Raw genomic sequence first — 24,292 nt, 5'->3', positions numbered from 1 at the left:
GCAGGCCCGGACCGCTGGGCGGTCTTGCGGAGCTGCTTCACCCGTCTGGTTTTTGTCTGGATGTTGCTTGCCATGTTGTCAAATTTATTTGAACTGATGCGTTCTTCGCCTGCGCAGCTCCGTCGGGCCTCCGTCCTCGCCCTGCTGTTGATCGGCGCGATGCCCGCGGTTCAAGCGGCGGCCGCGCCGCCCGGCACCAGCATCACCAACCAGGCTTCTCTCGTCTACACCGTGCTGGGCAAGACCCAGCCCGGCAGCAACAGCTCCAACACCGTGGTGATCCAGGTGCCGGTGGAGCTCGATCGCATCGGCATCGCCAAGGCGGCCTCGGTCCCCAGCATGAACACCGGTGCCAATGGCGCCCCGGACGGCACTGCCACCGTCCGCTTCAGTGTGCGCGTGCGCAACTACGGGGCCTCCACGCTGTCGCGGCTCAGTGTCACCGACCTGATCGAAGGAACGGGCAGCAGCCAGTGGGGCAGTTACACCGCTGCCGCGGCGCCCGGGCCCTCGCAGTACACCGTGGTCGCGGGCAGCCTCGCGCTGGTGCAGTCACAGGGCACGGGCACCCGGGTCAGCGTGAACCCGTCCTTCACCGGCCAGACCAACAGCAGTGAACTGCTGCAGGCCGGTGGTCAGATCGGTGTCAATGGCGAATTCACCGTGCAGTTTGAGCTGCGTTTCAACACCACCGGCCGCTCAGGCCTGTTGCTCAACAGCGCCCAGGTGCGGGCCGCTGTGGGCACCAGCACGGACCTCACGCTGACCGACACCTCCACCGACGGCATCAACCCCGATGCCAACGGCGACGGTGACCCGGGCAACGACAGTGTCCCGACCCCGGTCGCGACGCAGTTGCCGGCCCTGGCCTTGAACAAAACCGTCAGTGCCCCGCGCGCCACCGGCACCGCTGGGGTCTATGAGATGGACTACTCGGTGGCGGTCAACAACCTGGGCACCGGCAGCGCACCCAATGTGCACGTCATGGACAGCCTCGACTGCGCTTTCGGCATCGGTCGCACCGATTCATCGGTGGCCTCGTGGCAACTGATCAGCGCACCCCGATCCCTGACTGGGGCCCTGGTCCCGGTGGCCAGCTTCAATGGCCAGGGGCCTGCCAACTGCCCCGACTCGGGCAGCAATCCCCAGGGGTTCCCGTCGGGCAGCAGCGTCAACCTGGTCGACGGCCGGCAAGCCCTGGCCCCGGGGCAGAGCGACACCCTCAATTTCTCGGTGCGCGTGACCCTCAAGCCCGAGGCCATCAGCGGTGGCGCCTTCCTGAGCAACCAAGCCTGGGCCGTGGCCACGCCCAGCACCTCGCTGGACCCCACGGGCACGGCCCCTTTGAGCGTGGCGTTCGGCAGCACCGACGTCATCCTGCAGCAGTTGGCGCCTCAGCTCTCGGGGCTGACGCTGGAGAAAAGTGGTTCGGTCAGCCAGGCTGAACTCGGAGATTTTGTGGACTACATGCTGAGCCTGCGCAACAGCGGGGCCAGCACGGTCAGCGACATCAGTTTGCAAGACCAGTTGCCGCGTGGCTTCAGCTATGTGCCGGGCACGGCGCGGGGCGCCTTCTTCCCTGCCGGGGCCACAGGCAGCCCGTCGGCTTTGCAGCCCTTGCCCGACCCGGCCGGTGGCCGTGGCGCTTTGCTGACCTTCACGGCCCCGGCCAACAGCCAGATGGCGGCCCAAGCCCAGTGGGTGGTCCGGTACCGGGTGCGCATCGGTCCCGGTGTGCCCAGCAACGGTGAGGCCATCAACCAGGCGCGTGGCTTTGCCAGCACCGACAGCACGCCGACCCTGGCCAGTGGGGCCGGGCGTCAAACTTCGACCCGGGCCCAAGGGGTGTCCAACCTGGCGTCGTGGCGTGTCAAGGTGGGCGGTGGGGTGTTCTCCAATGCCGCATTCGCTTTCGGCAAGGTCTACCTGGACTGCAACCGCGATGGCATCCAGTCGGATGCTGAGTTGGGCATTCCGGGGGTGCGCCTGATGATCGAAGACGGCACCAGCGTCATCACTGATGCCGAGGGCAAGTGGAGCCTGTACGGCCTGCGGCCCGTCACCCACGCGATCAAGGTCGACCTGAGCACATTGCCCGAGGGGGCCCGTTTGGCCGCCATCAGCAACCGCCATGCCGGTGTGGGCGACAGCCAGTTCCTGGACCTCAAGAATGGCGAGTGGCACAAGGCCAACTTCGCGGTGGACAACTGCAGCGACCAGGCCATGGTGGACGAGGTGCGGGCGCGGCGCAAGGCGATCCAATTGCAGCCCGCGCTCGATGGCCAACTCAGCGCCATGCGCGGACGCTTTGACCCCAAAGGTCAGACCACCTTGCTGACCGATCCGCGCGCCATGCCCGCCACCGGTGATGTGGCCGCGGACGGCAGCGTGCGGGGCAGTGTCTCGGTGTCCAGACCGTTGATTGACCTGCCGAGCGCCGGCACCGGGCAATCGGCCACGGCCCTGGCCACCACCCAATCTTCGTCGGCGGACCCGGTGTTCCAGGTGCTTCAGCCTCGTTTGCCACCTGGCTTGCCGGGGGCGGCCGAAGCCGAATCCGACGGCACCCTGTTGCAGCCGCCGTCCCATCTCAAGCCGCTGGAGGAAGAGGTCGCATCGCTCGACAACACCCTCGGCTTCCTGGACCTGAGCGCAGGGCAGACCCTCACCACTGCGATCATCAATGTGCGACTCAAAGGGCCTTTGCAGGGCCAGATCAAGCTGCGGGTCAACGGCCAGGTGCTGGACGACAAACGCATCGGCAAGCGGGTCAGCCTGCCGGAGCAGGGTCTGCGCGCCTATGAGTACGTGGCCGTCACCTTGCACGGAGGCATCAACACGCTGGAGGCGGAAGCGGCTGATGATTTTGGCAACGTCCGTGAACGGGCCACCCTTGAGCTGGTGGCCCCGGGCCAGGCGGCCCGCATTGAGCTGACCGTGCCCCAGACCGCTTCGGCCGATGGCAAGACCCCTGTGAAAGTGAAAGTGCGCCTCACGGATGCCGCTGGCCTGCCCATCCATTCGCGCACCCCGATCACCCTCGACAGCAGCAGTGGGCGTTGGAACGTGGTCGACCTGAGCCCAACTGAGCCGGGCCTGCAGGCCTTCGTGCAGGGCGATGGCACCGAGTTCGAGTTGATTCCCCCGGTGGCGCCGGGCGATGGGCGGGTGCGGGTCATCTCCAACCGCCTGGTGCACGAGGAACGCATTGCCTTCCTGCCCGACCTGCGTCCCCTGACCGGGATTGGCGTGGTCGAGGGCATCTTCGACCTCAGCAACCGCGGCTCGATTGCCTTGGGTTCGCCCCAGCGCAGTGCGTTTGAGTCCGAGCTGAACAGCTTCTCTTCCGACTCTGGCAACGGCCACCTGGCGGCGCGCACGGCGTTCTACTTCAAGGGCACGATCCTGGGCAGCTACCTGCTGTCCACCGCCTACGACTCGGACAAGCAGAAGAACACCCCGATGTTCCGCGACATCCAGCCCGACCAGTTCTACCCGGTCTATGGCGACTCGTCGATCAAGTCCTTCGACGCCCAGAGCACCGGCAAGCTGTATGTGCGCATCGACAAGAACCGCTCGTTCCTGCTCTACGGTGACTTCGTGACCACCTCGTCGCCCGAGGTCCGTCAGCTCAGCCAGGTCAACCGCAGCGTCAACGGTTTGCGCCACCGCTTTGAAGACAAGGACGTGCGCATCGACAGCTATGTCAGCCGCGACACGTTGACCCAGCAAATCCAGGAGTTCCCAGCCAATGGGACTTCGGGGCCGTTCGTGCTGTCCGGTGTGGGCGACATGGTGGTCAACAGCGAAACCATCGAGGTGCTGGTGCGTGACCGCAACCAGCCCCAGACCGTGCTCAAGACCACGCAGCTGACCCGCTTTGTCGACTACACCCTGGAGCCCCTGAGCAAGACGCTGTTGTTCACGGCACCGGTGCGCTCGCTGGATGCGGACCTCAACCCCCAGTCCATCCGTGTCAGCTACTCGGTCGACTCGGGCGGCTCGCCGTTCTGGGTGGCGGGGGCCGATGCGCAGTTCAAGGTCACGGATCGACTGCAACTGGGGGCCGTCATGGCCACCGACCGCAAGCCCGACGACACGCGCAGCCTGGTGGCCGCCACCGCGCTGGCGCGACTCGACGAGTCCACCACGCTGTCGTCCGAGTTGGTCAAGACCCAGTCCGACGCCAAGGGCGATGGCCAGGCCGGGCGCATTGAGTTGCGCCGCCAGGACGAGCAGCTCAAGCTGGTCGCGCAGGTCAACACCGCCAGCACCCAGTTCGACAACCCCAACTCCACCACCCCGGCGGGGCAGACCAGTGCCAGCTTGCGCATGGAGCTGCGCCTGGACTCGAGCACCCAGCTCAAGACCGAGGGCATCTTCAGTCACAACACCCTCACGGGCACAGGCTCCAACCTGCACGGTGCCTCGGTCAGTGTGCAGCGCCGCCTCAGTGACGACGTCACGGGTGAGGTTGGCTTGCGCACAGGCCAGCAATCCGGCCCCAATGCAGGCTCGTTCAACTATGGAACCGTGTCCTCACCGACCGGCCCCTCGATGTCGCAAAGTGGGGTCTCCAACGTGAACCAGAACTTCACCAGCGTGCGTGGGCGCTTGACCACCAAGGTGCCGGACACCCCAGAGGCCGAGGTGTTCGTGGAAGCCGAACAAGGCATCAGCGATGGTGAGCGCCATGCGCTCACGGTGGGCGGCAACTACCAGATCAGCAACCTGGCCCGCGTCTACGGACGCTACGCCCTGGTCTCCAACCTCTACAACAACCAGTACGACCCCAACACGACCCAGCAGAACAATGTGGGCCTGATCGGCGTCGAGACCGCCTACATGGAAGGTGGCCGGCTGTTCAATGAGTACCGCATGGTGGACACCATCGACGGTCGGGGGGCTCAGGCCGTGGTGGGGGTTCGCAACACCCTCAAGATCACCGAGCACCTGCGTGGTGTGGCGGGGCTGGAGCACACCGGTGCCCTGGGGGGCGTGGCGGGTCTGGCCTCCACAGCGGTCACGGGCGGGCTGGATTACGCGCAGGAGAACCACTTTCGCGTCAGTGGGGCGCTGGAGCTGCGCCACGGTTCCGAGACCAACGGCGCACTCAACACCTTGGGGTTGGCGCTCAAGCTGGACGCCGACTGGAGCCTGCTGGCCCGCAGCATCGTGAGCAGCAACAACAGCCGGGCCGTGGGCGGCAGCACCCAGTTGCTGCAGCGCCAGCAGGTGGGTTTTGCCTACCGCCCAGTCGACCAGGACCTCTGGAACGCCATCGGGCGTTACGAGCACCGTTTGCAAAACAACGGGCTGGTCAGCAGCAGCACCGGCCTGACCTTGCCGGGCTCCACCCGCACCGAGTCGCACATCATCAGCGTGCAGGCCAATGTCCAGCCCCAGCGTGCCACCCTCATGAACGCACGCTATGCCGTCAAGTGGAACCAACTCAACTCCGATGGCTTGACCAGCAGCGCGCTCACCCACTTGGTGTTTGGCCGGGTCACCCATGACCTCAATGCGTCCTGGGATGTGGGTTTGCAGGCCGGCCTGACTTTCGCCCGCGATGGCGTGCGCAGCACCCAAACCATCCTGGGGCTGGAGGCGGGTTACCAGTTGATGCCGAACCTGTGGATGTCGGGGGGCTACAACTTCCTGGGCATCAAGGATCCAGACCTGGCAGGCAACGCCTTCACCAGCAAGGGCGCCTATGTGCGCATGAGGTTCAAGTTCGATGAAAACACGATTTCGCCAAGCGATAAGAAGTTTTAAGGCCCGTGAACATGTCACACCAAGTCCATGTGCAACTACCCCCGTCGCGGAGTTGTGGGCAAAAAGCGGCAGGTCCTCACGTGTCGGCAAATCAAACAAGTCAACACCATGAAGTGCAGATCAAGGGTAGTGTTATGAGCCAAACTTTGCGAAGGGGCAAATTAAAGGAGCTCGGCCAGAGAGGTATCGTTCCTGATCGCACTCTCGATGTTGCGTCAACCACGGCAATCAAATGCCGTTATTTCAACAAGATAGCGTTGGACTGCGGCGGCGGCAGAGTTGTGCACGACCCTGGCCGTTGCAACATCGGTAAAGCCCCGACGGTTGGCTGCATAGCCAGCCCGTCCCAGACGCCATGCAGCGCCGGCCATGGTGCCAACATGGCTTGGGCTTTGATCCTGCTGCAAATCTGCAGCGTTGCTGGCTTTTGGCTGCTGAACCGCTTGTCAGTGGTTTTCGTCAACGCCCTGGTGTTCACCCAGCAGCGGCTGCGCCGGCCCGCCGCCTACTTGGGGGCCTGCCTGGTTTTGGCCGCCAGTGGGTTGCATGCGCAGGCACCATCGCTCACGCCGGTCCCTGGCCATCCGGCGATGAGCAACCCCGAGAATTTTGATTCCCGGGCCCTGGGTTCAACCTTCGGTCGATCTAACTCGTTCACGGTCAACAGCCAATACTCGCATTCTCCCAGCCAATCCGCGCGTGGGTTTGGCCCTAACCCTCCGAGCAATGGGGCCGGAAGTGTTCAATCTGTGACGTTTACTGGGCTGGCTGGCCAGACCTACACAGTCTCAGGGTGGGTCTATTGCCCAGGTGATGATGGTACGGTTTACCGCAACACACAATGTGGTCTACAAGGTCAGGAGGCTGCGACAACAACGGGCATTGCGGGCCCTCATCCGGGTTCTTCTGGTACGGGGGGGGCGCTTCCGGCAACGGGGGGTAATGTATCGTCTGGCGGCGGTTACACCGCACTACGCGGGGGGATGTTTGTTGAAATTCGAGCGGGCTCCACTCAGATTGTGGTCACGCACTGCAATCCCGTGGTTGCGGTATGGATGCAGTGCTGGTCGACGATCACCTTGCCACCGACGCCGGCCACTCAAACCATGTCCGCAACTTGGAGCGTGAATGGCCAGCATCCGGGGACCATAGCCTTTAACACTTTTTACGTGGATGACTTGGGTATCACGGCTGGGCCGATCACCGCCCCACTATCGCTCACCAAAACCAACCCCGCCAGCATGACGGTGGGTGTTCCGACAACCTACCAAGTTGCCCTTAAAAACACGGGCACCACGCCCAACGGCAGTGCTTTCTATGCCTTCACCGACCGGCTGCCGCCCAATGTGCAGTACAACAGCATCAGCATTCAGGGGGGGAGCGCGGTGGGGGCCGCAGTCTGCAACCCAGACGCCAACCCGGGCACGGTCAGTGGCACCGGGTTGTTGCTGGACTGCTTTATCCAGCCCACTTCTGGTTCCTTGGCGGCGGGCGCGACCATCACCGCCTTGCTCAATGTCACACCTTTGGCCGGCGCTGCTGGCCAGTCAGTCACCAACCGGGCCCGGGTCGATTTGACGGGCGCCAGCGACTTTTCCACCATCAACCCCGACGCCTGTACCGGCACCGGTACACCCACTGCCGGATGTGCCAAAAGCGCTGCCATCACGGTGGTTGGTGGGACGCCACAACTGAGCTTGGCCAAGATCAGCCCTCCTAGTGGCACAGTCGGCGCGCTCGTCAGCTACGCGCTGAAGGTCACCAACAATGGCACGGTGGCGGTGGGCGCCAGTTTGCCGGTGCTCGATCAACTGCCGCAGTACATGGAGTTCTATGACATCGCCCCCAGCGCGACGGGCACGGTGACCCCTTCGGCAGCCAGTTGCAGTGCGACGGGCAGCGCCGCCAGCAACCCCGGTCAAGCGCTGAGCTGCACCCTGACCCTGCCCAGCGGGGGGCTGGCCCCTGGCGCATCGGCCGGCTTCACGGTGCGTGTGTTGGCCAAGGCCGGTGGAACCACCGGGCCCAACAAGGCCGCGGTGGATCCCACCGGCGGCAGTGCGGTGCCGACGCCCAGCAGCTGCACGGCCACCGGCACGCCGGCGGGCTGTGCGGTGTCCCCGGCCATGTCAATCAGTTCCGCGGGCCCCACCCTGGCGCTGCGCAAGTCGGTGCGCCCCAACGACAACGGCTTGAAAGGTAACACGCCATCAACCTACCGCATCGCCATTGGCAACAATGTCACTGACAGTCAAGGCCCGGCCCAGCCCCATTTGGTGTTCTACGACGTGCTGCCGGTTGGGTTTGATTACCTCGGGGCCAGCGTGGTCGCCGCGGGCAGCCCCTCGGGCGACCCAAGCGCCCCCACCACGACCGTCGGTGCCAACAGCGTGTCCTGTGTGCCCAGCGGCAATATCAGCTCGGGCCTGTTGCTGACCTGCACCGTCGACCTGCCCGCCATGTTGGCGGTCAATGGCAACACAGCGGTGGATTTGCAGGTGCTGCCGATGAACTCGCCCACCGCCTACTACACCACCAACAAGGCCCGCATCGACGCCACAGGCTTCAACGCGCCGCAGAGCAGCACGGCGGTCAGCAGCGGCTGCGTCGCCACGTACAACCCCATGGGCTGCGCGGTCACCACCAACCTCGTGGCCCCTGGCAGCCAGACGGTGCTGGCGCTCAGCAAAACCAACCCGGGCAGCCTGCTGGTGGGCAGCACCAGCGCCTACACCTTCAGCCTGACCAACAGCGGGGCTGTGGTCAGCGGCACCACCCTCCATGTCTATGACAAGTTGCCTGCCCAGGTGGCCTTTGCCAGCGCCGCGGCCGCCCCTGGCGGCTCGGTCACGCCGTCCGGGGTGAGTTGCTCGGTGCTCAGTGGCACGACGAGCGATGGTCAACTGCTGGACTGCGTTGTCACCCTGCCCAGCGGCTTGCCCGTCACCAATGGCAGCGCCAACTTCACCGTCAGTGTGACGCCCTTGGCCGCCGCCCTGGGCACCCAGGCCGTGAACCGGGCGCAGGTCGATCCCTCGGGCAACAACGCGGTCCAGGCGCCGGGCAGTTGCACCGCCAATGGCACGCCAGCCGGCTGTGCCGTGACACCGGCCCTCACCGTTGGCAGCCAGGCCCAGTTCCAGCTGACCTTCACCACGGTGGGCGCCAACGACACCTTCACCATCAACGCCGGCACCGGCGGCAATGGTTTCACGGCGACCACCTTGACCACCACTGGTGCCGTGGGCAGTCCGGCCCAAGGCACTGGCAGCATCACCCCGCAGGGCCTGAACACGGGCAACAGCACGGTGCCCTTCAGCATTCCCGCGGGCTGGGCCGTCAGCACCGGCAGCTGCACGGTGACCACCACCCAAGGTGCTGCAGCCCCGGGCAGTGCCACCCTCAGTGCCGCCTCGGGCACGGGCACCTTCAGCATCGACGCCACGGCCAGTGCGGCCGGCCAGGTGATACAGTGCCAGGCGAACCTGGTCAAACTGCCGACCCTGCAGCTCAGCCTGCAACGCCAGACCGGCAGCGCGCCGCTGACCTTCACCACCCAGCCCAGCAGTGCGTCTGGCAACGGGTATGCGGCCCAGTCTTTTGTCACCTCGGGGGCCTCGCCCGACCCGGTCGTGGGCAGTCCGAGCGCCGCCCAGGCATTGACAGCGCCCAACGCCCTGACCCAGCTCAGCCTCAGCGGCCCCGCTGGCTGGACCTTCAGCCGGGCCACCTGCGTTGACACCAACGCGTCGGCCAGCGGCAACCCCGCGGCCACCTTTGATGTCAGCGTGGCCGGTGGGTCGACCCTGAGCCTGTCCCCCTCTCAGCTGCCCGCGGGGGCCGCCCTGGTCTGCACGGCCAGCGTGGTGCAACTGGGGCAAACGGTATCTGGCCTGGTCCTGCAGGACAACGGTGCGGGGGGCGGTACGCCTTACGACGGCGCCAAGAACGGGGCCGAAGTGGGCCGCCCGGGGGTCACGGTGATCCTGGGCAATTGCAACGGCGTGACGTACGCGACGGCGGTGACCGACGGCGAAGGGCGCTTCAGCCTCAACACGGCGTCGGCCCCTGCGGGCCCGGTGTGCCTGGTCGAGACGCCGTTGGCGGCCTGGGTGGCCGTCAGCGGCCAGGTGGGCAACACGGGGGGCAGCTACAACGCGGCCTCGCGCACCCTGAGCTTCACCCTCGCGGCCGACACCTCCTACAGTGGCATCGTGCTGGGTGAGGTGCCCAACAGCCTGTTGATCACCGATGGTCGCCAGAGCATTCAGGCCGGGCAAACCGCTGTTTACGGGCACAGCTTTGTGGCGGGCTCCGGCGGGTCGGTGGTGTTCAGCACGTCGGATCAGCCCAGCCAGAGCGGCAGCAGCTGGAACAGCACCCTGTACCTCGACGGCCAGTGCAACGCCAGCCTCGATGGGGCCGACAGCGTGCTGTCCGGGCCGGTGACGGTCACCGCCGGGCAAACCGTGTGCTTGTTGGTTCGGGTCTTCAGCCCGGCCACCGCGCAGGGCGGCAGCCAGGACCAGACCACCCTCACGGCCACCGAGACCTTGCAGCCGACGCCTCAAATCGGTCCGGTGGTGCGCGTGCAGACCCGCACCGACATCACCACCGTGGGGGCCAGTGCCTCGGGGTCGCTGGTGCTGGTGAAAGAAGTCCGCAAGGTCGCCACCTGCCCCAGCACCGGCGCCGACACCTTGCCCTTCACCGCGGGCAACAGCGCCATGCCGGGCAACTTCCTCGAGTACCGGCTGAGCTTCACCAACCAGGCCTCCGGCCCGGTGACCGGGATCCAGATCTCCGACATGGTGCCGGCTTACACGGGCTTTCAAAGCGCGGGTTGTGACGCGTTGCCCAGTGGCCTGGCAAGCTGCACGCTGACGCAGCAGCCGGCGGTGGGCAGTACTGGCGCCTTGGTGTGGCAGCTCAGTGACAACACCACAGCGCCTGTGGGATTGCAGTCGGGCGGCCGCGGCAGTGTGGTGTTTTGTGTGCGCTTGCTGCCCTGAGCCCAGGGGGGCACGGCAACGCTGAGGCCCCGCTGCACGGCAGTGCGGTGGGGCGCAACAGCGAATGACAAGCGGCCGCTGGGCGCCACTTTGACAGGGGCGGGTCGCCTTGGGCCTGCCGACACGGAACAGCTCGACCGTTAGATGTCAACCCGCGCACGGGGGGTGTGGCTGGACTCGGTGCACGCCACAATGCCCTGATGGCTTTGGGCGTCTGCCGCCTTGACGCGGCAGCGACCCGAAGCCCCAGGGGGAAATCATGCGTTTGGAAACCCGCTTTGCCGGGATCATTGCCTTGTGCTTCGTGTTCGGCGTGGTCGCCGCTGGCTTCATCTCTTACCGCCTCGAGGCCCGGCAAGCCCGCGACGAGATCAAGCAAAAAGCCGACATGGTGCTGGAGACCGCCTTGGCCGTGCGCGCCTACACCACAGACGAGGTGGCCGAGGCGCTGGCGAGCTTGCCCGACCCCGACCGCTTCCATGCCGCGCAAGTGCCGTCGTTTGCCGCGCAAAGTGCCATGCGCCGCCTGGCCGAGAAGTTGCCGGGCTACAAGTACCGCGAAAGCGCCCTCAACCCCACCAATGTCAACGACCGGGCGACCGATTGGGAGGTGGGGTTGCTGCGCCAGTTCCAGAACGAACCGGCGCGGCAGGAGTTGGTGGGCGAAACCGGCGAGGGCGCAGGCCGCCACTACTTTGTGGCGCGACCGATCCGCATGAGCTCTGCCGCTTGCCTGCAGTGCCACAGCGTGCCCGCGGCCGCCCCCAAGGCGATGGTCAGCCGCTATGGCACCAGCCATGGCTTCGGCTGGCAGCTGGGGGATGTGGTCGGCTTGCAGCTGGTCCAGGTGGCCACCGCGCCGGCCGAGGCCAAGGCCTTCAACAGTGTGGTGGTCACCATCGGGTCGATCACCAGCGTGTTTGTGTTGTCTGCCGCTGTGATGCTGTTGCTGTTGCGCCGCCATGTGACCCATCCGCTGGCCGCGTTGACCCAGGTGGCCCTGGCGTCGAGCCTGGAGCGGGGCAGCAATGGCGCCCCCGGCGGCGGCCTGCCGGTGGCCCCGGGCGAATTCAGTGACCTGCAGAAGGCCATCCTCCGCCTCAAGAGCAGCGTGGACCAGGCCCTGCGGGTCATGGACCGCCGAACCCCGACCACCGCCCCGACCGTGGACAAAAAGGACTGACCGCCATGTGGCCCCTCATCACCCTGGCGCTGGCCGCGCTGGCCTGGCTGCTGCAGGTCACGCTGAGCAGCGAACCTGGTTTCAGCCTGTGGGCTGCCCACGGCCAGTGGCTCACCCCTTTGGCGCTGGGCTTGAGCGCGTTGGCCGTGGCGCAGGTCTTGCAGCGCCTCCTGGTCAGCCTCTTGCGCGGCACCCTGCGCTACCGCTCGGGGGCCGGCTCTGAGTTGCTGCAGTCGGTGCTGACCATCCTGCTGTACGCGCTGGTGGCGGTGGTGTTCCTGCATTGGGGCCTGGGCCGCGACCTCGGTAGTTTGCTGGCCACCTCGGCCTTGCTGTCGGCCATCATCGGTCTGGCCTTGCAGCCGACCCTCGGGCACCTGTTCGCCGGGGTGTCGATCGAGATCGACAAACCCATCAAGGTGGGCGATTTCATCCGCCGCGACGACCTGGAGGGCCAGGTGGTTGCGATGACCTGGCGTTCGGTGAAAGTGCGCACGGTGCGCGGCTCGACCCTCGTGATGCCCAACAGCGAGTTCACCAACCGCTCGCTGGAAGTGATTGCCGCCGAGGTGCCGTTCCGGCATGAGTTCCCCTTCTTTGTCAGCACCGAACACCCCCCAGGCCAGGTGGTGCGCACCGCCATGCAGGTGCTGCAAAGCGGTCTGCCTGGCACGCTGGAGCAGCCCGGGCCCAGTGTCCTGCTGGTCTCCAACGACCCGGCCAATGGCACGCTGCGCTATGTCGCGCGCTTCTACACCCTGCGCTACATGGAGCGCGCGGGCATGGTCTCGGCTTTTCTGGAGCGTTTTTGGTACGCCCTGTCCCGCGAGGGGGTGAGCCTGCCCGCGCCGCCCGCGTTCTGGCCCGTTTGGGAAGGGGCGCCGGGGCTCTGGTCGGCCGGGGCCGGGGGCGGGGCCGGTGTGGCGCCGCTGGTGGCAGTGGGGCCTGGCGGTGCGGCCGACCTGCCCACGGGGCGACCGCTGCTGCGCCCCTCGGGCGTGGCGGCTGGGGGCGCCGCGACGCCTCAGCTGGCCTCGGTGTTGCCGGGGCTTGAGGCGGCGCTGAACGGCCTCAGCCCGGCGCTGCGCCAGGCCCTGCAACGCCAGGCCCAGACCTTACGCTACGGTCGCCACGAGCGTTGCGAGGGCCCCAGCCTGCGCCTGCTGGTGGCGGGCCGTTTGCGCGAAACCCGTCCTCTGGCCGAAGCCGAGGCCAGTGGCGACTTGGCCCTGCTGCTGGCGGCCCTGGCCGATCCGGCCGCCGTCCCAGGCCCTTCCCGTCGCCTGGAGCACGAGGTCTATCAGGCCTTGGTGGCGCAGGCCCGCCAGGTGTTGGGGCCAGTGGCCCCCAGCCTGTGCGAGCCGATCGCTGCCCTGACCGAAGACCCCTGGTTGGCGTGGCAGGCCCTGGCGCAAGCGATCCCTGAGCCTGAGGCCCGGGCCCGCTTCCTGCAGCACGCGCCGCCGCACAGCAACCGGGTGCTGCACCCGGGGGCCTGGGTCGGCTGGGCCCATGCGCTGGGGCTGGAGCCCAGCGCGCGGGAATGCCGGGTCAGCCAGGGCTGCACCGTGCTGGTTTGGTCGGCGGACACCCTGCGGGCCCTGTTGCGCCAGGCCTCGGGTCAGGACCAGGCGGCCCTGTTGCAGCACCTGCGCCGCCAGGCCACGGGCTGTGCCGGCTTGACCGCCACCCATTGGCTGGCCTGGTTGCGCGACGAGGACACCCTGCGTGTGGCCTGAGTGTCACCGCCGCCGCTGACTGGCAGGCTGGGCGACCGGCGACCGGCGACCGGCGACTGCGACTGCGACTGCGACTGCGACTGCGACTGGCGACCGAGGTCGCGCAGACGCACGCTCAGCGCGGCCGGGCCTGCGTCTGCGCGGCCATGCGCACGGCGGCGTTGACGGCGCCGTACCCGTCGTAGTGATCGCGCTGCACCACCTCGAAGAAGAAGCGGTCGGCAAACGCCTCGGTGTAGGCGTGCAGGTAGCGCCCGCCCTCCGACACATCGCAAACGATGTGGTGGGCCTGCATCTGGCGCACCAGCGCCTCGTCGAGGTCGAGGCGGGCCAGCAGGTCGTCGTAGTAGTTGGCGCTGATGGGCACCCACTTGACCCCGCGCTCGCTCAAACGGCGCACGGTGGCAAAGATGTCCGCGGTGGCCAGCGCCAGGTGGTGCACGCTGCCCCCGGAGTGGCCGGTGGTGTGCACCTGGCGCGCGGTGCGGGTGCGCTGGCTGGTCGAGGCGTTCATCACCAGGCGCAGCTCGCGGCTGGGGGTGCTGAGGGCGCAGTTGCGGATCAGGCCAAACGGGTCGGCCAGCTCCTGGCTGTCGCCCGCCTGCAAGCCCAGGATGGCCTTGCCGAACAGCGTCCAGGTGTCGAGCTGGTCGTGGGCCAGGGCCAGCGCAACGTGGTCGATGTGGGTCAGGCCCGCGCCTGTGGCCGTCGAGGCGCCCGTGGTGCGAGGCTCGAAGTCGGCGTCCAGCGGGGTGCCCTGGTGCACAAAATGCACCACCGCGCCACCGGGCGCAATGATCGCGGGCAGTTGCAGCTCTTGCGGGCCCAGCGGCGAATGGTGGCGCGCCGACAGCAGGGCGGCAGCGCGGTTGGCGGCCTGCACCGGGTCGGCCGCGTTGAGGCCAAAGGCGCAGACATTGGGGCCTTGGTCGTCGAAGCGCTGCCGGGCCTCCGAGCCCGGTTGGGTGTTGATGACGAACTGGATATCGCCCTGCCGGTACAGGTCCACAGCCTTGCTGCGGTGGTGGCCAACGTGCTCGAAGCCCAGCGCCTCGAAGGTCTCGCCCAGTGCCTGGCCGTGCGCCTCGTCGACCCCGAACTCGATGAAGTTATAGCCCTGCAGGGCCTGAGCCGGTGGGGGCATAGCCAGGTCTAGGCGCTGCAGGGCGCGCGCTGCCGCCGCGCCTTCTGGGGCGTCGGGCGTTTGGGCGCGTTGGTTCAAACGCAAGCGCACCTGGCTTTCGAGGTACAGCAGCGAGCGCATCGCGTCGACTGCGGTGCGGCGGTTGGGCGTTTCGCGGAACACGTCGTTGAAGATCTCCAGCGACAGGTTGCCGTTGTAGCCCGACAGAAGCACCTGCTCGAAGAAGGTCTCCACGTCCAGCTGCCCCTGGCCCGGGAAGTTGCGGTGGTGGCGGGCCCACTGGATCACGTCCAGGCTCATCAGCGGGGCGTCGGCCATCTGCACAAAAAAGATGCGCTCACCGGGGATTTGCGCGATGCCGCTGGGGTCGTCCTTCAGCGACAGGGTGTGAAAGCTGTCCAGGATCAGCCCCAGGTGCGGGTGGTCGGCGCGCTCGACGATCTGCCAGGCCTGCTGGTACAAGTTGACCCAGCGGCCCCAGGCCAGGGCCTCATAGCCGATGCGCAGGTTGCGGCGGGCGGCGCGCTCGGCTAGTTCATGCAACTGGGCGGCCGCGCGTTCGGGGTCGTTGAGGGCCAGCGGCGAGGTGTTGGAGCACACCAGCACCAGCGGGCAGCCCAGCGCCTCCATGACGTCGAACTTGCGTTCGGCGCGGTCCAGGCTGCGCTGGAACTGGGCGTCGGGCATGCCCTCGAAATCGCGGAAGGGCTGGTACAGGTCGATGCCCAGTCCCAGGTCTTCGGCCTGGCGACGCAGGTCGCGTGCACTGCCGTTGTGGTTGATGAAATCGGCTTCGAACAGCTCAATACCGTCAAAACGGGCGGCGGCAATGGCCTCGAGCTTTTGGCTCAAGGTGCCGCTCATGGAGACGGTGGCAATGGAGCGACGCATGGGGGCAGGCCTCTTGGATCTCGGTGGCGGGTCAGTAGCGGATTTGGGACACGGCACGCAGTTCGTCGGCGGTGGCGGTGCCAAAGCCAAAGAATTCGAGGTAGGCCGGGATCATCTCGAACAGCATGTCGGTGCCCACCTGCACCTCGCAGCCCTTGGCCAGAGCGGCCTTGAGCAGCGGGGTGTGCTCGCTTTTCATCACCACCTCGCCCACCAGGGTGCTGGGCGCGATGCGGTCGATGTCCAGGGGCAGAGGGTCGTTGTCGTTCATGCCCATGGGGGTGGCGTTGACCACGATGTCGTGTTCGGCCGGGTCGTCGGAGCCGGTGCGCACCGTCAGTTGCGGGTAGTGTTGTTGCAGGCGGTCGGCCAAGCCCTCGGCGCTGCTGGCCAGGCGGTCGAACAGGCTGATGTGACCCACCCCGGCGGCGGCCAGCGAGGCCGCGATGGCCGAGCCGACACCGCCACAGCCGGTGACCAGCACGCGCACCCCCTTCAGGGGCCGGCCCTTGCGCAGCAGACCGCGCACAAAACCCTCGCCGTCGAATTGATCCCCGCGCCAGCGGCCGTCGGGCAGCTTGAGCAGGGCGTTGCAGGCGCCGGCGATGCGTGCCGTGGGCGTCAGCTCATCGGCCAGCGACAGGGTGCTGACCTTGTGGGGCATGGTCACCAGGGCCCCCTTGAGGTTGGTGACGCGCGACAGGGCGGCCAACATGGCGGGGTAGTCGTCCACCTGAACCCCCATGGGCATGACCACGGCATCGATGCCTTTCTGGTCAAACCAGGGGTTGTAGATCATGGGGGCCTTGAAGGCCTCGGTGGGGTAGCCCAGGTGGGCGATCAGGGTGGTTTTGCCGGAAATCATGGCTTTGCGCTCAAATGGCCCGATGGCGTCGCCTGAGGGCGGGGTGCCGTCACCGGGCTGTGACAAGGGAAATCAGGTCCAGGGTGTTCCTGGGGGTTACCCGATAATGTACGAACTAGTACGTTATCAAAGGATCGGTGGAAACCCCTAGTTCTGCAGGGGCATGCCGTTCGGGGCCGTGGGGTGGGGATGGTTCCAAGCGTAAACCCTCTCTTTTCAGCATTCTCGGCGTGGTTTCCGAACCTATGATGGCAGCCCGACCGGGTTTCGGTGTGTTCGCCAGCCCGCTGCGATGGATTCTCTGGAGACCGTTTCCATGTCCTTGGACAACTTGAAGATCAGCACCCGCCTGGCGTTGGCGTTTTCCTACGTGGTGGTTTTGGCAGCGGCCATCCTGGCCCTGGGCTGGCGCCAGCTCGGGGACGTGGATGAGAGTCAGCGCGTGCTGGGGCGCAGCAACCGGGCCGAGCGCGATGCCGTCATGACCCTGATGCAGGCCGCTGAAGCGGGCGGTCGGCAGGCCCTGCTGATGGCCCAGCCCGGCGCCGACAAGGCGGCGGCGACCCAACAATTGAACACCCAATTGCAACGCGGTGCCGACGCGGCGCGTGAACTGCTGGCGCTGGACCTGCCCGCGCCCGAGTCGGCGCTGGCCAAGCCCCTGGCCGAACGCTTTGCCAAGCTGCAGCAGGCCCTGCCGCAGGTGGCGCGCGGCCTGGGCCAGGGCGAGGCAGACACGGCGGCGCGCTTGCTGCAGAGCGACGTGCTGCCCGCACTCGACGGCCTGCGCGAGGTGGGCCAACAACTGGCGGACGAGCAGCGCCGCCGCATGGACCGGCAGGTCGACGCCGCCACGGCGGACATCCGAAACAGCCGGCTCTGGATGCTGGCGCTGGGGGTGTTGGCCGCGGTGGTGGCGTCGGTGGCCGTGGTGTCGTTGCGCCGCAGCATCGTGAAGCCGCTGAACGACGCCTTGTTCATCGCCGAAACCGTCGCCTCGGGCGACTTGAGCCAGGAGTTCAGCACCGAACTGGGCGGCGATTTTGGGCGCTTGCTCGGTTCGCTGGGCACCATGGAAGACACCTTGACCGACCTGGTGAGCCGGATCAAGAGCTCCACCGATGCCATCGCCCATGCGGCCGAGGACATCCACTCGGGCAACACCGACCTGTCGCGCCGCACCGAGGACCAGGCGTCATCGCTGGCCCAGACCGCGGCCAGCATGGCGCAACTGACTGCCACGGTGCGCCAGAACGCGGAGCGGGCACGCTCGGCCAGTGGGCTGGCGGTCAACGCGTCCAGCATCGCCCAGCAGGGCGGGCAGGTGGTGACCCAGGTGGTGCAGACCATGGACGCCATCAGCGCGAGTTCGCGCAAGATCGTCGACATCATCCAGGTCATCGAGGGCATTGCCTTCCAGACCAACATCCTGGCGCTCAACGCTGCGGTGGAGGCCGCCCGCGCCGGCGAACAGGGTCGCGGATTCGCGGTGGTGGCCAGCGAGGTTCGCTCGTTGGCGCAGCGCAGTGCGGTGGCCGCCCGGGAGATCAAGTCGTTGATCGGCGACTCGGTCGAGCAGGTGCAAAGCGGCTCGGGCCTGGTCGGCGAGGCCGGGCAGACCATGTCCGAAATCGTGGGCGCGGTGAACCAGGTGACGGGCTTGCTGGCCGACATCTCCGGCGCCCTGAACGAGCAGAGCGAGGGCATCGAGCATGTCAATCAGGCCGTGGCCCACATGGATTCCGTGACCCAGCAGAACGCAGCCCTGGTGCAACACGCCGAGCAGGCTGCGGGCCTGCTGTCGACCCAGGCGCGCCAGTTGCAGCAGGTGGTGGGGGAGTTCAAACTCGATGACGAGGACACCCCGCCGCAGCGGCTGGGCGCACCAACGCCCCCGCTGGGGGCGGCCGCCCCGGCGGCCCTGACGGCGGGCTGAGCCGTCGTGTCGGACGGCGTCTGAGAAGTCGGCTTGGAAGCCGTTTTGGCTGGCCTGCCCGGGCGCCGCTGAGGCTGGCCACCCCGGCGCCGTTGGGCTGGGGCCGGGTTCAGTCCTGGGGGCTCAGGGCAGTCAGCGCGGCCAGCACGGCGTCGGACTCGACGCCCTCGGCGCAGTGCCATTGACCATGCAAGGCCTGCAGTGCCTGGGCCGGGCTTTGCTTCAGTTGGGCAATCGCCTGCCCTGCGGCCTTGGGGGCCTCGAAGCCTGCGCTTTGCAGCAGCAACTTGCCCTGGGCGTCCAGCAACTTGAAGTAGAACTGGCCGTCTTTTTCGCGGTACTGCTTGAAGCTGGGCAGCGCCACCTTGTCGGTGGCGGTCGGTGCGGCCGGGCCGCCGACCGCCGAGAGACGGCGCAGGCCGACGGCATGGCGCAGTTCCTGGATGAAAGGCGTGGCCAGGCGGCGTGCTTTGGTGGCGCCGGCTTGCAGGATGTCTTCCAGGCGCTCCGGGTGGGCCAACAGGTCCTCGTAATGTTCGCGCATCGGGGCCACTTCGCGGTCCACGCGCTCGAACAGCGCCTGCTTGGCATCGCCCCAGGCAATGCCATCGGCATAGGCTTGGCGCAGGGCCTGGGTTTCCTCGGCGCTGGCAAAGCCCTGGTAGATCTGGAACAGGGCCGAGCCTTCGACTTCCTTGGGCTCGCCGGGCGCGCGCGAGTCGGTCAGGATGCCCGCGATCAAGCGGCGCATGGTGTCGCGCGGCGTGAACAGCGGGATGGTGTTGTCGTAGCTCTTGCTCATCTTGCGGCCATCCAGGCCAGGCAGGGTGGCGACGGACTCTTCGATCAGCGCCTCGGGCAGCACGAAATGCTCGCCATAGAGGTGGTTGAAGCGTTGCGCCATGTCGCGCGCCATCTCGATGTGCTGGATCTGGTCGCGCCCCACGGGCACCTCATGGGCCTTGAACATCAGGATGTCCGCGCCCATCAGCACCGGGTACATGAACAGGCCTGCGCTGACATCGGCGTCCGGGTCGTTGCCGGCGGCTTCGTTGCGGTCCACGGCGGCCTTGTAGGCGTGGGCCCGGTTCAGGATGCCCTTGCCGGTCACACAGGTCAGCAGCCAGGTCAGCTCCGGGATCTCGGGGATGTCGGACTGGCGGTAGAAGGTGACGCGCTCGGGGTCGAGGCCCGACGCCAGCCAGGTGGCCGCGATCTCCAGCGTCGAGCGCTGGATGCGCGCAGGATCATCGCACTTGATCAGCGCGTGGTAGTCCGCCAGGAAGTAGAAGCTCTCCACGCCCGGGCTGCGGCTGGCTGCCACTGCGGGGCGGATGGCCCCCACATAGTTGCCGAGGTGGGGGGTACCGGTGGTGGTGATGCCGGTCAGGACGCGCTTGGTGCTCATGGCTGGGACAAATCAGTTGGCAGTCGACAAAGGGGTGAACAAAGAGGCCGGCGCCGGGCCGCCTCAGCGGAAGAGGGCCGAGGCGGGGCCCACGATCAGGGTTTCGATGAGGGCGTAGCCCACGCCCATCAGGGGGCGCAGCCACAGCGAGCCGACCACGCCGGCAATCACCAGACCCATCACAATGAAAAAGCCCCAGGGCTCGAGGCGAGACACCTGGTAGGCCAGCGACCGGGGCAGCAGGCCCACCAGGATGCGGCCGCCATCCAGCGGCGGCAGCGGAAACAGGTTGAAGGCCCACATCACCAGGTTGGTCAGCACGCCGGCGCGGGCCATCTCCAGGAAGAAGCGTTCCGTCACGCCACTGCCGGCCAGCAGCACCAGCAGCACAGCCCACCCCATGGCCTGCACAAAGTTGGCTGCCGGACCGGCCAGCGCGACCCAGATCATGTCGCGCTTGGGGTTGCGCAGGTGACCAAAATTGACCGGCACTGGCTTGGCATAGCCGAATAAAAACGCGCCCGAGGTGGCGAAGTACAACAGCAGGGGCATCAGCAGGGTGCCCATGGGGTCGATGTGCCGCATCGGGTTGAGGGTGATGCGGCCCAGCATGGCCGCCGTGTTGTCGCCAAAAAAGCGGGCCGCGTAGCCATGGGCGGCTTCGTGCAGCGTGATGGCAAACAGCACCGGCAGCGCGTACACCAAGACGGTCTGGATCAGGTCGGAGAAGTTGTTCACGGCGTGATTGTCTCAGAGGCCAGGGCCCCAGGGGTTCAGGGCAGGCCTGGTGGGGTCACAAACCCAGGGCCGCGACCGAGCCACGGCCCTCGCGAACCACCACGGGGTCATCGCCATCGCCCATGGGCGTCAGGTCCACCACCGTGGTGGGCTCCAGCGGACAGGCTCCGGCGTCGACCACGGCCGCCAGCGGGTGTTCGTAGCGCTGGCGGATCTCGACCGCATCGTTCAGCGGCTCGGTCTCCCCCGCCGGGATCAGGGTGGTGGCCAGCAGGGGGGCCCCGTGCAGCTCGAGCAGGGCTTGCAGCACCTTGTGGTCGGGCACCCGCAGGCCAATGGTCTTGCGCTGCGGGTGGCTGACGCGTCGCGGCACCTCTTTGGTGGCTTCCAGGATGAAGGTGTAGGCGCCTGGGGTGGCCGCTTTCAGCAGGCGGTACTGCTTGTTGTCCACCTTCGCGTAGTTGGACAGCTCGCTGAGGTCGCGGCACAGCAGCGTCAGGTGGTGCTTGTCATCGACTTGCCGGATTCGGCGCAGGCGATCCGCCGCATCGCGGTCGTCGAGGTGGCACACCAGCGCGTAGCTGGAATCCGTGGGCACGGCCAGCACCGCACCTTGTTGCAGCAGGTTGACGGCTTGCTTGAGCAAGCGGGCCTGGGGGTTCTCGGGGTGGACTTCGAAGTATTGGGCCATGGGGTCTAAGGTTGTGGTGGCGGCTTGGCGGGTGGTTGCGGGCGCGGGATGTGACCTTCACGCAAGGTCAGCCAGGCGCCGGCCGCCCCCGACAAGACAATCAGGCCAATCCCGATCAGGGCATTGGCGTCGGGAATGTGGGAAAACACCAGCCAGCTGCCCAGCATGGCAAAGCCGATTTGCGCGTACAGGTAGGGGGTGAGGATGGCGGCCGGGGTGCGGCCGTAGCCCAGGATCAGCATGAAATGCCCCACCGTGCCCATCAGACCGATCAGGCCCATGGCCAGCCAGGTGGTCCAGGGCAGGTCACTGACCCAGACAAAAGGCAGCAGCACGCTGCACAGCAAGGTGCCCACCCAGCCTGTGTAGAAATGCATGGTCACGGGGTCTTCGGTGCGGGCCAGTCGGCTGGTCAGGATCTGAAACGCCGCGTTGCTGGCCACCAGGCCCAGCGGCAGCAGCGCGGCCCAGCTGAAGGTGCTGGCGCCGGGCCGGATGATCATCATCGTCCCGCCAAAACCCACCAGCACCAGCAGCCAGCGCAGCAGCGACACCTTTTCGCGCAGCACAGTGGCGGCCAACACCGTGATGACCAAGGGGGAGATCATCACAATGGCCGTCACCTCGCCCACCGGCATGTGCTGCAAGCTGAAGAAGGCGAACATGCTGCTCATCAGCAACAGCACGCCACGCAGGCATTGGTAGCGTGGGTTGGCGGTGCGCAGCACGCTCAAGCCCCGGCTGGGGAGCACGGCCAGGCTGGTGGCGATCGACTGAAAGAAGTAACGGCACCACAAGGCCATGGCCAGCGGGACGCTGGCACTGATGAACTTGGTGGTGGTGTCCAGGGTGGCAAAGCAGGCTGTGGCGGCGATGGCCAAGCCGATGCCCCCGAGCATGCGGCTCGGCGGGTGTCCAGGCGCCAGGGTCATGGCCGCCTCACTGGATCCGGTGGGCCAGCAACTCCCAAACAGGGGTCAACTCACCACTGAGGTAAGGCAGTGCACCGAGGTCAGTGTGCGACTCGTCGGGGCTGTGGAAGTCGCTGCCGCGCGAGGCAGCCAGGCCAAATTCTTTGGCCATGTCGGCGTAGGTCACGTACTCCGACGGCGAGTGGCTGCCCGTCACCACCTCAACGGCTTGCCCGCCATGGGCTTTGAACTCAGAGAACAAGGCGTATTGTTCATTGGCCGTGAAGCGATAGCGCCCTGGGTGCGCAATGACGGCGAGGCCGCCACAGTCGGTGATCCACTGCACGGCTTGCTGCAAGGACGCCCAGCGGTGCGGCACAAACCCGGGTTTGCCATCGGTCAGGTACTTGCGGAAGACCTCAGGGGTGTCCCGGCAGACACCGCTTTCCACCAGGAAGCGGGCAAAGTGGGTGCGCGAGATCAGCTCCGGGTTGCCCACAAAGCGCAAGGCGCCCTCATAGGCCCCGTGGATGCCCACCTTGGCCAGCTGGGCCGACATCTCCTGGGCTCGTTGACCCCGCCCGCCTCGGGTGGCCTGCAGGCCTTCCGTGATGCGGGGATCGGTGGCGTCAAACCCCAGGCCCACGATGTGCACCGTCTCGTTGGCGAAGGTCACCGAGATCTCCACGCCCGTCAGGTAGCGCAAGCCCACCTCTTTGGCCGCGGCTGCCGCACGCAACTGCCCCCCGATTTCATCGTGGTCGGTCAAGGCCCACAGTTCGACGCCATTGGCCTTGGCGCGTAAGGCCAGGGCTTCTGGGGTGAGGGTGCCGTCGGAGACGACGGAGTGGCAGTGCAGGTCGGCGTTGAGAATTGAAGTCACCGATCCATTTTAGGCCTGTGTGCATTTCTGTGCCGGCCCTGGTGCAGGCGTGGACATCGTCTGCGCTGCCTGATGACGCTCATGGGGACCGCGTGTGGGCGCTTGCCCGGTCGAACACAGCGCCCGCGGGGCGACCCATGCCCTGTGCAGCGGGGCGGGGCGTCGTCAGTGGCGTGCCGAGTGGGAGGGGGGATCTGATGCGAGCAACCTCGACGCGTTCCAGGGGAATCGGCGCGGCCGCTGTACATAGATATAGAGAGGGCGGTGGCCGCTCTGGGGGACGCCTTGAAGAGACCGGTGTGGGCTGGACGGGTTGTGGGCGGGGTGGACTGGGGTGTTGGCGTGCTGTGAGGTGGGGCGTGTGTGCGGGTGGGTTGTGGGTGCTGGTGCCTTGCCTTGAAGTCGCGCGATCTGTGTTCTATATAAGAGGAGCTCAGGAGGTGGCCCCAACCGCGCTGGGCGGATCCCTGGAGATCAAGGGGTAGGTTCTGGGCGGCGCTGACCGACCAGCGCCAACTGGCGAGCGATGCCTGCAGGTGGGATGTGACGGGCTGGTGCTGGGGCTTGGAGGGTCTTGGTGGGTTCAGGTTGGAGAATTTTGGTTTTCTTGCCTTGGCCCCAAAATCTTGTGTATACTTGCGGGCTCGACTGATGAAACAGTCCTTCTAGCGGTGGCTTCGGTTGCTGCTGGTGGTTGGCAAGTTCGGCGGTGGGTTGGCTCTTTGGGTTGATCTGGTTGCTGAAGGTGCTGAGAGAAAAAAGTCTTCTTCGAGTTGGCTGTGCTGCAAAAAGCGGTATATAATTCGAGGCTCTGCTGAAAACGCAGTGACTGACAAGCGGTGAGTTGGTTGGGGTTGCAAGACTTTGATTGACTGAAGCGAGTTGGAAAAAGATTAAAAAGTTTTGCCAGTTACTTAAAAACTGTGCTAGAATTTAAGGCTGCGCTGATTACAGCGCGCTAAAGCGAAAAGCGAAGAAGTTCTGCAAAGAATGACTGAGTTGAGTAGTTGGTTCATTAAAAATATACAGCCGATAAGCGTGGGTGTTTGAAGGCGATTGCCAAGTTCTTTGGAACTAAGTGCATAGCACTTTAAACACTCATGAGAATAGAAGTGA

At 66.4% G+C, this 24,292-nt stretch carries 12 protein-coding genes; 5 read left to right on the top strand and 7 right to left on the bottom strand.

The window, feature by feature from the left end:
* The first annotated feature begins 96 nt into the window (after positions 1-96).
* The 4 genes from PSQ40_RS13475 (at position 97) to PSQ40_RS13460 (ending at position 13,709) form a co-directional block, all read left to right on the top strand.
* Positions 97-5,775 carry a DUF11 domain-containing protein gene (locus PSQ40_RS13475; protein ID WP_273952062.1) on the top strand — a complete coding sequence of 1,893 codons (5,679 nt, stop codon included), beginning with the start codon at positions 97-99 and terminating at the stop codon, positions 5,773-5,775.
* A gap of 1,247 nt (positions 5,776-7,022) precedes the next feature.
* Positions 7,023-10,787, top strand: coding sequence for a prealbumin-like fold domain-containing protein (locus tag PSQ40_RS13470; protein ID WP_273952061.1), 3,765 nt, complete (start codon positions 7,023-7,025; stop codon positions 10,785-10,787).
* A 259-nt stretch (positions 10,788-11,046) separates the two neighbouring features.
* Positions 11,047-11,970, top strand: coding sequence for a Tll0287-like domain-containing protein (locus PSQ40_RS13465; RefSeq protein WP_273952059.1), 924 nt, complete (start codon positions 11,047-11,049; stop codon positions 11,968-11,970).
* 5 nt (positions 11,971-11,975) lie between these two features.
* Entirely contained in the window at positions 11,976-13,709 is a 1,734-nt protein-coding gene (locus tag PSQ40_RS13460) for a mechanosensitive ion channel domain-containing protein (protein WP_273952058.1), read from the top strand.
* Positions 13,710-13,824: 115 nt separating this feature from the next.
* Here the strand turns inward: PSQ40_RS13460 and PSQ40_RS13455 are convergent, their stop codons facing one another.
* Positions 13,825-15,744 (bottom strand): bifunctional sugar phosphate isomerase/epimerase/4-hydroxyphenylpyruvate dioxygenase family protein, encoded by a 1,920-nt coding sequence (locus tag PSQ40_RS13455; RefSeq protein WP_273952057.1) that lies wholly within the window; start codon positions 15,742-15,744, stop codon positions 13,825-13,827.
* A gap of 31 nt (positions 15,745-15,775) precedes the next feature.
* Entirely contained in the window at positions 15,776-16,609 is an 834-nt protein-coding gene (locus tag PSQ40_RS13450; RefSeq protein WP_273952056.1) for a shikimate dehydrogenase family protein, read from the bottom strand.
* A gap of 829 nt (positions 16,610-17,438) precedes the next feature.
* On the opposite strand from PSQ40_RS13450, the gene PSQ40_RS13445 reads away from it, so the two are divergent.
* Complete coding sequence (locus tag PSQ40_RS13445) at positions 17,439-18,545, top strand: methyl-accepting chemotaxis protein (protein WP_337961833.1); 1,107 nt, start codon at positions 17,439-17,441, stop codon at positions 18,543-18,545.
* 109 nt (positions 18,546-18,654) lie between these two features.
* Here PSQ40_RS13445 and PSQ40_RS13440 read toward each other — a convergent pair whose 3' ends face one another.
* The 5 genes from PSQ40_RS13440 to PSQ40_RS13420 form a co-directional block, all read right to left on the bottom strand.
* Positions 18,655-19,953: a tryptophan--tRNA ligase gene (locus tag PSQ40_RS13440; protein ID WP_273952054.1), complete on the bottom strand. Its 1,299-nt coding sequence runs from the start codon at positions 19,951-19,953 to the stop codon at positions 18,655-18,657.
* A 63-nt stretch (positions 19,954-20,016) separates the two neighbouring features.
* Complete coding sequence (locus PSQ40_RS13435) at positions 20,017-20,691, bottom strand: site-2 protease family protein (protein WP_273952053.1); 675 nt, start codon at positions 20,689-20,691, stop codon at positions 20,017-20,019.
* 55 nt (positions 20,692-20,746) lie between these two features.
* Positions 20,747-21,382, bottom strand: coding sequence for an L-threonylcarbamoyladenylate synthase (locus tag PSQ40_RS13430; protein WP_273952052.1), 636 nt, complete (start codon positions 21,380-21,382; stop codon positions 20,747-20,749).
* A gap of 5 nt (positions 21,383-21,387) precedes the next feature.
* A complete protein-coding gene (locus PSQ40_RS13425; protein WP_273952051.1) occupies positions 21,388-22,314 on the bottom strand; it encodes a DMT family transporter in 927 nt (308 codons plus the stop codon).
* A gap of 7 nt (positions 22,315-22,321) precedes the next feature.
* On the bottom strand, positions 22,322-23,176 hold the full coding sequence (locus tag PSQ40_RS13420) for a 3',5'-nucleoside bisphosphate phosphatase (RefSeq protein WP_273952050.1): 855 nt from the start codon (positions 23,174-23,176) through the stop codon (positions 22,322-22,324).
* Positions 23,177-24,292 lie beyond the last annotated feature (1,116 nt).

Source organism: Curvibacter cyanobacteriorum (assembly GCF_028649475.1).
GTDB classification, from domain to species: domain Bacteria; phylum Pseudomonadota; class Gammaproteobacteria; order Burkholderiales; family Burkholderiaceae_C; genus Curvibacter; species Curvibacter cyanobacteriorum.
Note: the sequence above shows the minus strand (reverse complement) of the source record. Positions and strands in the feature narration are given on the sequence as shown.

Excerpts from the sequence above, each read along its gene's own strand:
- PSQ40_RS13430 (WP_273952052.1), bottom strand. The coding sequence starts at position 21,382 with ATGGCCCAATACTTCGAAGTCCACCCCGAGAACCCCCAGGCCCGCTTG.
- PSQ40_RS13425 (WP_273952051.1), bottom strand. The coding sequence starts at position 22,314 with ATGACCCTGGCGCCTGGACACCCGCCGAGCCGCATGCTCGGGGGCATC.
- PSQ40_RS13465 (WP_273952059.1), top strand. The coding sequence starts at position 11,047 with ATGCGTTTGGAAACCCGCTTTGCCGGGATCATTGCCTTGTGCTTCGTG.
- PSQ40_RS13475 (WP_273952062.1), top strand. The coding sequence starts at position 97 with ATGCGTTCTTCGCCTGCGCAGCTCCGTCGGGCCTCCGTCCTCGCCCTG.
- PSQ40_RS13455 (WP_273952057.1), bottom strand. The coding sequence starts at position 15,744 with ATGCGTCGCTCCATTGCCACCGTCTCCATGAGCGGCACCTTGAGCCAA.
- PSQ40_RS13445 (WP_337961833.1), top strand. The coding sequence starts at position 17,439 with ATGGACCGGCAGGTCGACGCCGCCACGGCGGACATCCGAAACAGCCGG.
- PSQ40_RS13460 (WP_273952058.1), top strand. The coding sequence starts at position 11,976 with ATGTGGCCCCTCATCACCCTGGCGCTGGCCGCGCTGGCCTGGCTGCTG.
- PSQ40_RS13440 (WP_273952054.1), bottom strand. The coding sequence starts at position 19,953 with ATGAGCACCAAGCGCGTCCTGACCGGCATCACCACCACCGGTACCCCC.
- PSQ40_RS13450 (WP_273952056.1), bottom strand. The coding sequence starts at position 16,609 with ATGATTTCCGGCAAAACCACCCTGATCGCCCACCTGGGCTACCCCACC.